This is a genomic window from Streptomyces griseoruber (genome assembly GCF_001514205.1).
GTDB classification, from domain to species: domain Bacteria; phylum Actinomycetota; class Actinomycetes; order Streptomycetales; family Streptomycetaceae; genus Streptomyces; species Streptomyces griseoruber.
Map to the genome: position 1 here is coordinate 829,254 of NZ_KQ948763.1, position 14,603 is coordinate 843,856.

9 protein-coding genes are annotated in these 14,603 nt (G+C 70.6%); 3 read left to right on the top strand and 6 right to left on the bottom strand.

What is annotated here, in order from left to right; genetic code table 11:
- Positions 1 to 6: 6 nt before the first annotated feature.
- The 6 genes from AQJ64_RS03510 to AQJ64_RS03535 all read right to left on the bottom strand — a co-directional run bounded on the left by AQJ64_RS03510 (position 7) and on the right by AQJ64_RS03535 (position 9,123).
- Positions 7 to 1,878: a LamG-like jellyroll fold domain-containing protein gene (locus AQJ64_RS03510; RefSeq protein ID WP_055634579.1), complete on the bottom strand. Its 1,872-nt coding sequence runs from the start codon at positions 1,876 to 1,878 to the stop codon at positions 7 to 9.
- Between the two features lie 72 nt (positions 1,879 to 1,950).
- Positions 1,951 to 4,893 (bottom strand): glycoside hydrolase family 2 TIM barrel-domain containing protein, encoded by a 2,943-nt coding sequence (locus AQJ64_RS03515; protein WP_055634578.1) that lies wholly within the window; start codon positions 4,891 to 4,893, stop codon positions 1,951 to 1,953.
- A complete protein-coding gene (locus tag AQJ64_RS03520) occupies positions 4,890 to 5,726 on the bottom strand; it encodes a carbohydrate ABC transporter permease (RefSeq protein WP_055634577.1) in 837 nt (278 codons plus the stop codon). Before AQJ64_RS03520 ends, AQJ64_RS03515 begins: the two co-directional genes overlap by 4 nt.
- 14 nt (positions 5,727 to 5,740) lie before the next feature.
- Positions 5,741 to 6,697 (bottom strand): carbohydrate ABC transporter permease, encoded by a 957-nt coding sequence (locus tag AQJ64_RS03525; RefSeq protein WP_055634576.1) that lies wholly within the window; start codon positions 6,695 to 6,697, stop codon positions 5,741 to 5,743.
- Positions 6,697 to 7,983, bottom strand: a complete 1,287-nt coding sequence (locus AQJ64_RS03530; protein WP_059202398.1) for an ABC transporter substrate-binding protein — start codon at positions 7,981 to 7,983, stop codon at positions 6,697 to 6,699. Before AQJ64_RS03530 ends, AQJ64_RS03525 begins: the two co-directional genes overlap by 1 nt.
- A 120-nt stretch (positions 7,984 to 8,103) precedes the next feature.
- Positions 8,104 to 9,123 (bottom strand): carbohydrate kinase family protein, encoded by a 1,020-nt coding sequence (locus AQJ64_RS03535; RefSeq protein WP_059202399.1) that lies wholly within the window; start codon positions 9,121 to 9,123, stop codon positions 8,104 to 8,106.
- 157 nt (positions 9,124 to 9,280) lie between these two features.
- Between AQJ64_RS03535 and AQJ64_RS03540 the strand changes: the two genes are divergently transcribed.
- The 3 genes from AQJ64_RS03540 (at position 9,281) to AQJ64_RS03550 (ending at position 14,522) form a co-directional block, all read left to right on the top strand.
- Entirely contained in the window at positions 9,281 to 10,045 is a 765-nt protein-coding gene (locus AQJ64_RS03540) for a DeoR/GlpR family DNA-binding transcription regulator (protein ID WP_055634772.1), read from the top strand.
- Positions 10,042 to 11,382 (top strand): 6-phospho-beta-glucosidase, encoded by a 1,341-nt coding sequence (locus tag AQJ64_RS03545; RefSeq protein ID WP_055634771.1) that lies wholly within the window; start codon positions 10,042 to 10,044, stop codon positions 11,380 to 11,382. Before AQJ64_RS03540 ends, AQJ64_RS03545 begins: the two co-directional genes overlap by 4 nt.
- A gap of 77 nt (positions 11,383 to 11,459) precedes the next feature.
- Positions 11,460 to 14,522 (top strand): alpha-mannosidase, encoded by a 3,063-nt coding sequence (locus AQJ64_RS03550; RefSeq protein ID WP_055634770.1) that lies wholly within the window; start codon positions 11,460 to 11,462, stop codon positions 14,520 to 14,522.
- The last annotated feature ends 81 nt before the right edge of the window (positions 14,523 to 14,603 follow it).

A 14,603-nucleotide genomic window follows, 5' to 3' on the forward strand; every position in this document is an offset into this window, starting at 1 on the left:
GGGGCGTCAGTGGTTCATGAAGGAGGAGACGGGCAGCGCCCGCGCGACGATCCGGACGTCGCCGAGGCGGCCGTGCAGGATCTGGTCGATCTTCCCGCCGTACTCGTAGCCGCCGAGCAGCCACGGCAGTCCGACGGAGGTGATGCCCACGGCCTTCGCCTTCGGGTTGCGCACGACCGGGCAGCCCTCGACGTACAGCGTGGTGTGCGTGCCGTCGTTGACGACCGCGAGGTGCCACCAGGTCTCCAGCGGGGTCTCCTGGCCCCAGTTGGTGGCGATGCCCTCCTGGTTCAGCGGGCGCATCGCCCACTGCGGCTCGCGGTCGTTGGACAGCGACAGGGTGGCGAGCGGCTCGTCGGGGTCGTCGCCGGTCCTGCCCGCCGCGCCACCGGTTCCCGTCCGGCTGACCAGCCCCGACCAGGCGTGGTGCGCCGGGTCCCAGTCCGCCGGGAGACGGTAGAACGCCTCGAGGGTGTAACCGTCCTCGAATGTCGCGGAGTTCAGCGGAGCGCCGTCGACCGTGCGCAGGTACGCGCCCTTGAGCGGTGACTTGAAGCCGCGGAACTCCAGGCTGCCGTGCCCGGGTTGGTCCGGGTGGTGGTCGGAGGACCAGCCCAGGGTCCCGCCGCCGACGGTGACGAGGGTGAGGTCGTTGCCGCGTCCGGACAGGTCGCGGACGGTGCCGGAGACGGCCGTACCGTCGGCGTGGCCGTCGAAGCGCCAGTAGGCGGCCGTGTCGCGGACGAGGACCTTCGACGCCGGGCGCGCGGGGCGGGCCGGGACCGGGGCGAAGCCGGAGAAGCGGTCGGCGAAGTCGATGTCGACCGAGAACCGGTCGGCGTCACCGCTGAGTTCGATCTCCTGCCGCTCCAGTTCGTTGAGCCCCTTGGCGGCCCGGCCGAGGATCCACGGGGAGACGGTCTCCACGTCGATGACATTGCGGTCGAGATCGAAGCGGTACAGACGGATCATCGCCGCGCCGCCGAAGTAACGGTTCTGATAGTTCGTCAGGTGCAGATGGACGTCATGCCCCGCCGCGTTCTTGCGGGTCGCCCGGCCGGCGGGCCAGTAGTGCCCGTTGAGGGTGAGGAAGATCTGGTCGTGGCCGTGGATCAGCCGGTCCCACAGCTGCTGCCCGTACGCCGACAGGGAGTCGTCCTCGACGACCAGTTCGTGCGTGGTGAGGACGACCGGTGTCGTCGGGTGGGCGGCCAGGACCTCCTTCGCCCAGGCGTGCCCCTGGTCCGACAGCCGCCAGTCCAGCGCCAGCACCATCCACTCCCGCCCGGCGGCCCGGAACAGGTGGAAGGTGTTGTAGCCGTCGGGGGAGGCCCCGCCGAAGGAGGACTTCCCCCGGAACCGGCGGGGCCCGAAGGTGTCCAGGTACGGGGTCGACCCGCGCTGGTCGGTCGTCGAGGACTTCACGTCGTGGTTGCCGGCCAGGACGCTGTAGCCGACCCCGCGCCGGTCGAGCAGCTCGAACGCCTCCCCGATCGCGGCGAATTCGGCGGCCGCGCCGTTCTGTGTGAGGTCGCCGAGGTGGGACAGGAACACGATGTTCTCGGCGTTCCGGGACTTCTCGCCCCCGTGCTCCAGGAGGTACCGCAGGGACGCCTCCACCGGCGCCTTGTCGATGCTCGGACCGTCGAAGAGGTACTGGGTGTCGGGCATCACGGCGAGCGTGAAGCGGTGACCGGCGGTGTCCGGGCGCCAGGCGGCGGACGTCGCCTGCGCGGCGGCCGCCTCGGCGGAGGCCGAGGGCAGCGCTGCCGAGGCCGTGGCCGCGGCGCCGAGCAGCGCCGTGGCCCGCAGGAAGCTGCGTCGTCCGGCGCCGGCCTGCGCGGCCTCGCACGGTTCTTGGGCATGCGAAGTACACACGTGTGCTCCATTGGGGAAGAGCCGGGGAAGAGCTGGGGAAGAGCCGGGGAAAGTCCTTGCGGTGATGGGGGGTTACAGGGCGCGCAGGGTCCAGCTCCAGCGATGGACGCCCGGCGCGACGAGGTAGGAGGGGAAGGTGTCGGGACCGCACGAGGCCGTGCCGAGGCCCCGGTGCGCCGCGTCGACATGCACCACGCAGCCCGCGCGCGGCACCAGTTCGTCGTGATGGGCGGCGGCCGCCAGGTCGTCGGCGCGGTAGCGCGTGACGGAGACCTGCCGGGGCTCGTCCGGGGTGACCACGAGACCCGGCGCGTCCGGCCCGGAGAGCACGAAGCGCCGTACGCCGTGCCGGCCGCCGCTCTCCTGTGGACGCAGATAGGGGGTGAACAACTCGTCGACGGCAAGGGTGTGATGGCCCACCGGGGCGCCCCCGCTGCGGTCCGGGTAGGACTCCCAGGGGCCCTGTCCGAACCACTCCAGGCGGTCCAGCCCGGCGACCGTCTCGAAGACCGTCCCGACCCGCGCCACGTCGTCGAACTCCTCCGGCAGCTCGGCGAGTTCGTCCACCCGGATGCCGCCCTCGACAGGGGTGAACACCTGCCGGTGGCGGACCACGCCGGTGGTGCCCGCGTACTCCGCGAGCACGGTCACCGCGTCGCCGTCCCGCCGTACCGACACCACCTTGCGCACCAGGGCGTCGAGGCCCCACGTCCGCCAGCGCAGTGCCATGCCGCCCAGTTCGTCGTTGTCGGTGGGCGCCCGCCACAGGGACAGCACGGGCCCCGCGGTCAGCAGCGGATGGACCAGCAGCCCGTCCGCGTCGACCTCCACGGTGCCGGGCACCGGCAGCTCCTCGGCGGGCACGGCCGCCCGCAGCAGCACCTGCGGTGCGCACACCTCGGTACCGCGCGGAGCCCACGCCAGGTCCTCGGCGGTCGTCACCCGCAGCGTCAGCCATGCCTCGCCGCCGTCCTCCGGCAGCGCCAGCGGCAGCGGGACCACCGCCGTCTCACCGGGGAGCAGCGAGGGGAGTTCGGCGGGAGCGGTCAGCGTACGGCCGTCCGCGAGCGCCAGTCGCCACTCGCCCGCGAGCCACTGAAGGCCCCGGAAGTGCTGGTGGTTGGCGACGACCAGCCCCTCGTGCCGGAACAGCTCCAGCCGCACCGGCGCGGCGAGTTCACGGTGCTCGAACATGACGGGCTTCGGGGTGCGGTCGGGGAAGACCACGCCGTCCGCGATGAACGCGCCGTCGTGGTCCTTCTCGCCGAAGTCACCGCCGTACGCCCAGCGGTAGCCGGGGGCGGTGACACCGTTGTCGTAGAGCCCGGCGCCCCCACGCCCGACCGGTCTTCCGTCGTTCACGGACTGAAGGATTCCGTGGTCCCAGAACTCCCAGATGAACCCGCCCTGAAGACCCGGGGTGGCCTCGATGGCGGCCCAGTGGTCGGCCAGCGTGCCGTTGCTGTTGCCCATGGCGTGCGAGTACTCGCACTGGATGAGCGGCTTGGTCTGCTCCCCGGACAGCGCGTGCGCCACGCAGTCCTCCAGCGGCGCGTACATCGGGCAGGCGATGTCGGAGGCGAGGTCCGGGTCCGCCCAGCCGCGCTTGGCCGCCCCCTCGTACTGCAGCGGCCGGGTCGCGTCGTGCCGGCGCACCCAGCCGGCGGCCGCGTCGTGGTTGGCGCCGTAGTCCGACTCGTTGCCCAGCGACCAGATGATCACCGAGGGGTGGTTCTTGTCCCGCAGCACCATCCGCGACACCCGGTCCACGAATGCGTTCAGATAGCGCGGGTCGTCGGCGATCTCATGGGCGTGGTCGTGGGACTCGATGTCCGCCTCGTCGACCACGTAGAAACCGAGCTCGTCGGCGAGGTCGTACAGCGTCGGGTCGTTGGGGTAGTGCGCGGTGCGGATCGCGTTGAAGCCGAAACGCTTCAGCAGGACCAGGTCCGCGCGCATGTCGTCGTACGACACCGTCCGCCCGGTCAGCGGATGGAAGTCGTGCCGGTTCACGCCCCGGATGTAGATCCGCTCGCCGTTGACCAGCAGGTCCCGGCCGACGATCTCGACGTCCCGGAAGCCGACCCGGTGCCGTGAGCTGTCGGCGACGCCGCCGTCGGCGTGGTGCAGCCGCACCGTCAGGCCGTACAGTTCGGGCGTCTCGGCGGTCCAGGCGCGCACCTCGGGCACGCGCGTCTGCATCCGTGCCTCGCCGAGGAAGGCGGAGACCCGCTCGTCCTCGGCGTTGGCCCGGTCGAACCCGGTGTCCTGCGTGAGCTCCAGCCCGTCCAGCTCCCCGCTGACGTACCAGCCCTCGGGCAGTGCCCCGCCCGTGTCCCGCACCCGGCAGTCGACGCGCAGCTCCCCGTCCCGGGAGGCGCGCACGGTGACATCGGCCAGGTGCAGCGGGTCCGTCGTGTACAGCAGCACCGAACGGGTGATCCCCCCGTGCCACCAGTGGTCCTGGTCCTCGATGTGCGAGGCGTCCGACCACTTGACGACGGTCAGCCGCAGCGTGTGCCGGCCGCCCGGGCGTACGACGTCCGACAGATCGAAGTCGGCGGCGAGGTGGGAGTCCTTGGAGACGCCGACGGGGCGCCCGTCCACGTGCACCAGCAGCACGCTCTCGGCGGCGCCGACCTGGAGGACGATACGGCGGCCGGTCCAGTCGGCGGGGACGTCGATCTCTCGCTCGTAGACACCCGTCGGGTTGTCGTCGACGGGCGACAGTGGAGGGAATTCTGTATACGGCATACGGATGTTCAGATACTGCGGAAGGTCGACCGTCGACCGTAGCGGGTCGTCCGTGTTCTGCATGGTCCATACGCCCGGCACGGCCGCCGTCGACCAGGCACCGCCGACCGGCGCGTCCGGAGCGGACAGCAACTGGAAGCGCCAGTCGCCGTCCAGGGAGTGTGCTCCGGTGCGCCGGTCGACGGCGTTCATGGGCAGCCGCCCCCAGGAGGTCACCTCGGGGGCGGTCCAGGGGCGGAGCGTCAGCAGGGGGTCCGTCACTTGATCGCTCCCTTGGCGAGGTCGCCGATGATCTGGCGCGCGCCGACCGCGAACACGATGAGCAGGGGGATGAGCGCGAGCAGTGCGCCGGTCATGACCATTCCGTAGTCCGTCGTTCCGTGGGTTCCGTTGAGCTGGGACAGTGCGACCTGGAGGGTGACGTTGTCCGGGTTGGTGAGGGCGATGAGGGGCCAGGCGTAGTCGTTCCACTGGCCCATGAAGGTGAAGATGCCGAGGAAGGCCAGGCCGGGGCGGACGACGGGCAGGGCCACGTGCCAGTACTGGCGGAGGAAGTTCGCGCCGTCGATGCGGGAGGCGTCGAGGAGTTCGTCGTGGATGGCGCTCTTCATGTACTGGCGCATCCAGAAGATGCCGAAGGCGTTGGCGGCGGCCGGCACGATCAACGAGGTCATCGAGCCGATCCAGCCGAGCTTGGCCATGATGACGAACTGCGGGATGGCCGCGAGCTGCGCCGGCACCATGAAGATGATCATGAGCGAGGCGAACAGGAAGCGCTTGCCCGGGAACGGGAACTTGGCGAAGACGAACGCCGCCAGCGAGTCGAAGAACAGCACCAGGAACGTCACCGAACCCGCCACCAGGAGCGAGTTGGCCATCGAGCCGTAGAAGTCGATCGCGTCGAGGAGATGGCGGAGGTTGTCCAGGAAGTGGGTGCCGGGCAGCAGCTTCGGCGGGTAGGAGAAGATCTCGCTCGACGTGTGCGTCGACATGATCACGGCCCAGTAGAACGGGAAGGCCGAGAGCAGCACGCCGACGACGAGTGTCGCGTGCAGGGCGAGCGCGCGGCGCCGGGAACCCTTGATGGTTGCCATGGGGGTGGGGCCTCCTAGTCTTCGCCCCGGCGCTGCACCAGACGCCAGTTGATGATCGAGAAGAGGACGACGACGAGGAAGATGCCCCACGCCACGGCGGCGCCGTAGCCGAAGTCGTTGTTGTCGAAGGTCTGTTGGAAGAAGTAGAGGACCATCGTCCGGCCGGCGTGGCCGGGGCCGCCGGAGAACGTCGAGTCGTTGGAGGTGTTCTGCAGCAGGACCTGGGGCTCGGAGAAGCTCTGCAGACCGGTGACCGTGGAGATCACGAGCACGAACAGCAGCACCGGCCGCATCATCGGCAGCGTGATCCGGAAGAACGTCTGCACCGGACCGGCCCCGTCCATACGGGCTGCTTCATACAGTTCACCGGGGATCGTCTGCAGTCCGGCGAGGAAGATGATCGCGTTGTATCCCGTCCACTGCCAGGTCATCAGCGTGGCGACGGCGACCTTGATGCCCCAGGGCGTGTTCAGCCAGGCCACCTGGTCCAGTCCGACGGCCTGCAGCAGGGCGTTCACCAGGCCGAAGTTGGTGGAGAACACCGAGCCGAAGATGATCGCGATCGCCACGACCGAGGTGACGTTCGGCAGGAAGTACGCGAACCGGTAGGCGTTCTTGAACCGGACCGCCGAGTTCAGCAGCACGGCCGTCACCATCGCCAGGAAGATCATGGGGAAGGTGGCCAGCGCCCAGATGACGATCGTGTTCCCGATCGAGCTCCAGAAGTCGCTGTCGCCCAGCAGGTACTGGTACTGCGACAGTCCGGCCCACTCCATCGGGCCGAGCCCGTCCCAGCGGTGGAAGGACAGATACAGCGAGAAGCCGACCGGGACCAGGCCGAAGCAGATGAAGAGCAGATAGAACGGTGAGATCGCCGCATACAGATGCCAGTATGCGCGGAACCCCTTGCGGGGCGGGGGAGCGGGGGCGGACTCCACGGTGACCGTGGGCTTCTCCAGCGCGGTGGCCATCAGTGGCTCACCCCCAGATGGTCCGCGATCCGCCGGCATGTGCTCATGGCGTCCTTCCAGGCCTGGTCGGGGTTCTTGCCGAGGACGCCGACGTTCTTGATCTCGTCCTTGATCGGCTGGCCGAGCGCCACGTCGTAGGGGCTGTTGTAGGCGACGGCGATCTTCTGCGCGGCGGGCCCGAAGACGTCCATGGTGACCTGGCCGCCGAAGAACTCGTCGGGCTCGCGCAGCTGCCGCAGACCGTACGAGGCGGGCGTGGACGGGAAGAGGCCCGCGTCGACATAGCCCTGCGCCTGGTTGGCCGCGTCCAGCATCCAGGTGATGATCCGGAACGCCTGCTCGGGCTCCCGGCAGGCCTTGGTGATCGCCAGGAACGAACCGCCGTTGTTGGCGGGCCTGACCGGCATGTCGGCCACCCGCCACCGGCCCTTGGTCTTCGGGACGCCGTTCTTGATGTCGCTGGTCGCCCAGGAGGCACCGAGCTGGCTGGGCAGCTTGCCGTCCTGGAGGGCGGAGAGCTGGTCGGGGGTGCCGTTGACCAGGTCCGAGACGATCCCGCGCCGCTTGGCCTCGACGGCGAGCGCCCAGGCGGCGCGGATGTGCTCCTGGTCGCCGATGAAGTGGCGGTCCCTGTCGACGTACCGCTTGCCGCCCTGCTGCACCGCGTTCTCGAACACGGAGTTGACGTCGGTGAGCAGGTACGTGCCCGGGATCCGCCGCTTGAGCTGCTCGCCGGCCGTGAAGAACTTCTCCCAGGTGTCGAGCTCCCTCGACACGTCGTCCGGTTCGTACGGCAGCCCGGCCCGGCGGAAGACGTCGTACTGGTAGATGTGCGCGACCGGGCCGCAGTCGATCGGGAAGCCGATCATCGAGCCGTCGTCGGCGATGCCCTGGTCCCACTTCCACGCCAGGTACCGGCTCCTGTACTTCTCCGCGCCCAGCGTGCGCAGGTCCACGAACTGGTCGGCGTTGGGCAGGTAGGACGCCATGTCCTCGCCCTTGAGACCCGCGACGTCGGGGATGTGGGCGCGGCCGGCGAGGGTGGTGATCAGTTTGGAACGGTAGTAGCCGCCGATCTTGATGGCCTTGAGGTCGACCGTGCCGCCGTAGCGGGCCCGGGCCTTCTCGACGACGGTGTCGCCCAGACCGCCGTCCCAGTACCACAGGACCATGTTCCGGCCGGTCGAACCGGTCGGAACGGCACAGCCGGACGCCAGGCCGCCGAGCGCGGTCGCGGCCGTACCGGCCAGACCGGCGCGCAGCAGGCCTCTACGTGAGAGCCGCAACTGCTCCCACCGCCTTTCGGATCTGTTCGCGTCTTCACAGACGTGATGCACAACCAGGGGCAAAGCTTCGGGCAGGGAAAGAGAAGAGAGAGCTTCAGGGAGGGAAGAAGGAGGGGCTGGTCAGGCCGGCTGGGCGGGCGGGGTGACCGGGGCGTGGCGCACCGGCGGGCCGACGTCCGCCGGGATGCGGTCGGCGAGGAAGCCGTACGCCCGCCTCAGCTCCGGGTCCCTCAGCGACCGCCACCACCGGTCGACGCCGTACCATCCGGGCGCGGCGAGCGCTCCGCCGTGGTGGCGTACGGACAGGCCGGCGGCCAGTACGGCGAACCGCAGCCGTTCCTCCAGCGGCCAGCCGCCGAGCGAGGCGGCGACGAAGCTCGCGCCGAACACGTCACCGGCGCCGGTCGCGTCCACGACATCGATGTCAAGGGCCGGGACGTCCGCGTACTCGCCGGTCGTCTGGTCCACCGCGAGCGCGCCGTCGCCGCCCCGGGTGACCACGGCCACCGGCACCAGTTCGGTGAGTGTGCCGAGGGCCGCGACCGCGCTGTCGGTGCGGGTGTAGGCCATCGCCTCGGTCTCGTTGGGGAGGAAGGCGTGGCACAGGGCGAGTTGCTCGAGCAACTCCGCGGACCACTGCTGGGTGGGGTCCCAGCCGACGTCTGCGTAGATCCGGGTGCCGTTCGCCGCGGCCTTGGCGAGCCAGGCCTGCGGCTCGGTCTCGATGTGCACGAGCGCGGTGCGCGCCTCGGGCGGGTCGCCCATCAGGACGTCCTGGGAGTACGGCGGCTCCTGGCCGTGGGTGACGAGCGCCCGGTCGTGGCCGTGCGCGAGGGCGACGGTGACGGGGGTGGGCCAGTTCCGCGCGACCCGGGAGAGCGAGAGGTCGACGCCCTCCTGGCCGGCGATGACCTCCCGGCAGTACGCGCCGTAGAAGTCGTCGCCGAAGACCGTGGCGAGACAGGTGCGCAGGCCGAAGCGGGAGGCGGCGACCGCGAGGTTGGCGATGCCGCCGGGGCCGCAGCCCATGCCGGCGGTCCAGATCTCCTCGCCCGGCGTCGGCGGCTTGCCCAGGCCCGTGAGGACGAGGTCGTAGAAGAGCAGCCCGGTCAGCAGTACGTCGGGCCGGTCGTCGTCCACGGGGGCGTCCTCTCGTCGGTGCGGGATGTCGCTGTCGGGGAGCTCGTCAAAACTCTTCATTTCGTGACCGGAATCGTGCGACGCCAGCGGCCTCCGGTCAATACCCGAGCAGAACTGAGCATAGAAATGATTGAAGATGACGAGTAGTGTTCACGACGTGCTGGCAGAACGACGACATCAACTCATCCTGCGGGCCCTGCGCTCCGGTGGTCCCGCGGCAGTGACGGATCTCTCCGGACAACTCGGCGTGAGCCCCGCCACGATCCGGCGTGACCTGGTCAAACTCGAGGAGGAGGGCCTGCTCACCCGGGTCCACGGCGGGGCCGTCGTCGACGAGGGCGACCAGCCCTTCGCCGAGGTCGCCGAGGTGCGGGTGGCCGAGAAGGACGCGATCGCCGCGCACGCGGCGGCGATGGTCGCCGACGGCCAGTCGGTCCTGCTCGACATCGGCACCACCGCCTACCGCCTCGCCCGACAGCTGCACGGCCGCCGTCTCACGGTGATCACCAGCAATCTGGTGGTCTACGAGGAGCTCGCCGACGACGAGGGTATCGAGCTGGTGCTGCTCGGCGGGATGGTCCGCCGTGAGTACCGCTCCCTGGTCGGCTTCCTCACCGAGGACAACCTGCGCCAGCTCCACGCGGACTGGCTCTTCCTCGGTACCAGTGGAGTGCGCCCGGGCGGGCAGGTGATGGACACGACCGTCGTCGAGGTGCCGGTCAAACGGGCCATGATCAAGGCCGGTGACAAGGTTGTCCTGCTGGCCGACGCGGCGAAGTTCCCGGGTACCGGGATGGCGAAGGTCTGTGGTCCCGAGGACCTGGACGTGCTGGTGACGAACGCGCCGGTCGACCCGGCGACCCGCACCTCCTTCGAGGAGGCGGGCGTCGAGGTGGTCGTGGCAGGAAAGGTGCAAGCGTGAAGCTGACGATTCTGGGCGGCGGCGGGTTCCGGGTGCCGCTCGTGTACGGGGCGCTCCTCGGTGACCGGGCGGAGGGGCGGGTCACCGAAGTCGTTCTGCACGATCTCGACGACAGTCGACTGTATGCAGTCGCCCGTGTGCTGGATGAACAGGCCGCCGGCATCCCCGACGCCCCCACCGTCACGGCCACCACCGACCTCGACGAGGCCCTGCGCGGCGCCGACTTCATCTTCTCCGCGATCCGCGTCGGCGGTCTCCAGGGTCGCGCCGACGACGAACGGGTCGCCCTCGCCGAGGGCGTCCTCGGCCAGGAGACGGTCGGCGCCGGAGGCATCGCCTACGGTCTGCGGACGGTGCCCGTCGCCGTCGACATCGCCCGGCGGGTCGCCCGGCTCGCCCCCGACGCCTGGCTGATCAACTTCACCAACCCGGCAGGACTGGTCACCGAGGCCATGTCCCGCCACCTCGGCGACCGGGTCATCGGCATCTGCGACTCGCCGGTCGGCCTCGGCCGCCGGATCGCCCGGGTCCTCGGCGCGAACCCGCAGGACGCGTGGATCGACTACGTCGGCCTCAACCACCTCGGCTGGGTCCGCGGCCTGCGCGTCGCGGGCCGCGACGAACTGCCGCGCCTGCTCGCCGACCCCGACCTGCTCGGTTCCTTCGAGGAGGGCAAGCTGTTCGGTGTCGACTGGCTGCGGTCGCTCGGCGCCATCCCGAACGAGTACCTGCACTACTACTACTTCAACCGCGAGGCCGTCCGCGCCTACCAGCAGGCCGAGAAGACCCGCGGCGCCTTTCTGCGCGAGCAGCAGGCCCACTTCTACGAGGAGATGCGCGACCCCGGCGCGGTGGCCCTGGCCGCCTGGGACCGCACCCGCGCCGAGCGCGAGGCCACCTACATGTCGGAGAACCGGGAGACGGCCGGCGCCGGCGAGCGCGACGCCGACGACCTCTCCGGCGGCTACGAGAAGGTGGCCCTCGCCCTGATGCGGGCCATCGCCCGCGACGAGCGCACCACGCTCATCCTCAACGTGCGCAACCAGGGCACCCTGTCGGCGCTGGACGCCGACGCCGTCATCGAGGTCCCCTGCCTCGTCGACGCCAACGGCGCCCACCCGGTCGCGGTCGACCCGCTGCCCGGCCACGCCACCGGCCTGGTGTGCGCGGTCAAGGCGGTCGAGCGCGAGGTGCTGGCGGCCGCCGAGTCCGGGTCGTGGGCGACGGCGGTGAAGGCGTTCGCGCTGCATCCGCTGGTCGACTCCGTGAACGTCGCCCGCAGGCTCGTGGAGGGCTACACCGAGGTCCATCCGGGGCTCGCGTACCTTAGGCGCTGACGTAGAGAGAAAGCGCTTTCCGAGCCCGACGGCTCTCCCCACCCGGTTCCTACTTCCCGGTTCCCTGGAGACAACCCATGCACGACGAACGCCGCCGCATCGAGGAGCGCGTCGAGCGCGTCCACAACCAGCGCATCAAGCCCGCGATCTACGCGGCCACCGTTCCCTTCGAGGTCGAGGCCTGGCAGGCGCCGGGGGAGCCCGTGCCGTTCGAGGAGGCCGCGGGCGCCGTCTACGAGCCCTTCGCGATGGGCACCCCGTGGGGTCCGCCCTGGGGGACCACCTGGTTCCGGATGAGCGGGCAGGTGCCCGCCGAGTGGGCGGGCCGGCGCGTCGAGGCCGTCATCGACCTCGGCTTCGTCGGCGACTGGCCCGGCAACCAGGCCGAGGCCCTGGTCCACCGCACCGACGGAACCCCGCTGAAGGCGGTCAACCCGCTCAACCAGTACGTGGCCGTCGGCAACCCGGCGGCCGGCGGCGAGCGGATCGACTACCTGGTCGAGGCGGCCTCCAACCCCGACATCCTGGCGAACGACTTCGCCGAGCCGACGCTGCTCGGCGATGTACTGACGGCAGGCGACCGTCCACTGTATACATTCCGCCGCGCCGACCTCGCCGTCCTCGACGAGCAGGTCTGGCACCTCGACCTGGACCTCCAGGTGCTGCGCGAGCTGATGGTCCACCTCGGCGAGCACGAGCCGCGCCGCCACGAGATCATGCACGCCCTCGACCGTGCCATGGACGCCCTCGACCTGGACGACGTCTCCGGCAGCGCCGCCGCCGTCCGCGAGGTGCTCGCGCCCGTCCTGGCCCGCCCCGCGCACGCCAGCGCCCACACCATCTCGGGCGTCGGCCACGCGCACATCGACTCCGCCTGGCTGTGGCCGATCCGCGAGACCAAGCGCAAGACGTCCCGCACCTTCTCCAACGTGACGTCGCTGGCCGACGAGTACGAGGACTTCATCTTCGCCTGCTCGCAGGCCCAGCAGTACGAGTGGGTGCGCGACAACTACCCGCACGTGTGGGCCCGCATCCAGGAGTCGGTGAAGAAGGGCCAGTGGGCGCCGGTCGGCGGCATGTGGGTGGAGGCCGACGGCAATCTGCCCGGCGGCGAGGCGATCGCCCGCCAGCTCATCCACGGCAAGCGGTTCTTCATCGAGCACTTCGGCGTCGAGACGAAGGGCGTCTGGCTGCCGGACTCCTTCGGCTACACCGCCGCCTACCCGCAGCTCGCCAAGCTCGCCGGCAACGACTGGTTCCTCACCCAGAAGATCTCCTGGAACCAGACCAACAAGTTCCCCCACCACACCTTCTGGTGGGAGGGCATCGACGGCACCCGCATCTTCACCCACTTCCCGCCGGTCGACACCTACAACGCCCGCTTCAGCGGCGAGGAGATGGACCGCGCGGTCCGCAACTACTCGGAGAAGGGCGGCGGTACGCGCTCGCTCGCCCCGTTCGGCTGGGGCGACGGCGGTGGCGGTCCCACCCGCGAGATCATGGAGCGGGCCCGCCGCCTCGCCGACCTCGAGGGCTCGCCCAAGGTGGTCGTCGAGCACCCCGACCAGTTCTTCGCCAAGGCCCGCGAGGAGTACCCGGACGCCCCCGTCTGGGTCGGCGAGCTCTACCTGGAGCTGCACCGCGCCACCTACACCTCCCAGGCCCGCACCAAGCAGGGCAACCGGCGCAGCGAACACCGGCTGCGCGAGGCCGAGCTGTGGGCGACGACGGCCGCGCTGCACGCGCCGGGCTACTCCTACCCGTACGAGAAGCTGGACCGGCTGTGGAAGACGGTGCTGCTGCACCAGTTCCACGACATCCTGCCGGGCTCCTCGATCGCCTGGGTGCACCGCGAGGCCGAGGCCGAGTACGCCCGTGTCGCCGAGGAGCTGGAGGCGCTGACGGCGGAGGCGGTCGTGGCGCTCGGCGCGGGCGGCACCCGGGTGTTCAACGCCGGCCCGTACGACCGTGCCGAGGTGATCCGCACCTCGGCGGGCGCGCCGGCGTACGTCGAGGTGCCCGGGAGCGGCAGCGCGCCGCTCGCCGCCGCCGGCAGCTCGCCGCAGCCGGTGACGGTCTCCGGCGGCCGGGTGCTGGACAACGGACTGGTCCGGGTACAGGTGGCGGACGACGGCACACTGTCTTCCGTATACGACATCCGGGCCGGTCGTGAGGTCCTCGCCGGCCAGGGCAACCTGCTCCGGCTGCACACCGACCTGCCCAATTACTGGGACGCCTGGGACATCGACAAGCACTACAAGAACCGCTTCACGGACCTGCTCGACCCCGACTCCGTCACCGTCGTCGAGGACGACCCGCTGCTCGGCGCGATCCGCGTCACCCGCTCCTTCGGCAAGGGGTCGACCCTCACCCAGACGATCACGGTCCGGGCCGGCAGCCCGCGCATCGACATCGAGACCGACATCGACTGGCACGAGGCCGAGAAGATCATCAAGGCGGCCTTCCCGGTCGACGTGCGGGCCGCGCACTCCTCCGCCGAGATCCAGTTCGGTCATGTCCAGCGGCCCACGCACACCAACACCAGCTGGGAGTCGGCCCGTTTCGAGGTCTCCGGCCACCGCTGGGTGCACGTCGGCGAACCCGGCTACGGTGTCGCCGTCCTCAACGACTCGACGTACGGCCACGACGTCTCCCGCACGGTCCGCGAGGACGGCGGTACGACGACCACGGTCGCCCTCAGCCTGGTGCGCGCCCCGCGTATCCCGGACCCCGAGGCCGACCAGGGCCGGCACCGGTTCACCTACTCCCTGCTGCCGGGCGCCACGATCGGCGACGCGGTCGCCGAGGGCTACGCGCTCAACCTGCCGCTGCGGGTGGCGGAGTCGGCGGGCGCGGCGGAGCCGGTCGTGAGCGTGGAGGGCGACGGCGTGACCGTCGAGGCGGTCAAGCTCGCCGACGACCGGTCGGGCGATGTGGTGGTGCGTCTGTACGAGTCGCGCGGCGGCCGGGCCCGGGGCCTTGTGCGCACCGGGTTCCCGCTGGCCGGCTTCCAGGTCACCGACCTGCTGGAACGGCCCCGTGAGGAGGACGCGGAGGCGGCCACGGACGCCGGCGGCGCGGTCGAGGTGAGCCTGCGTCCCTTCCAGGTCCTCACGCTCCGGCTGCGGCGCGGCGCGTAGGGCCGGACCCCGTCCGGGCGGGCACGCCCGGACCTGTGCCGGGCGGGCACGGTACTGCACCACCGTGCCCGCCCTTCCCGC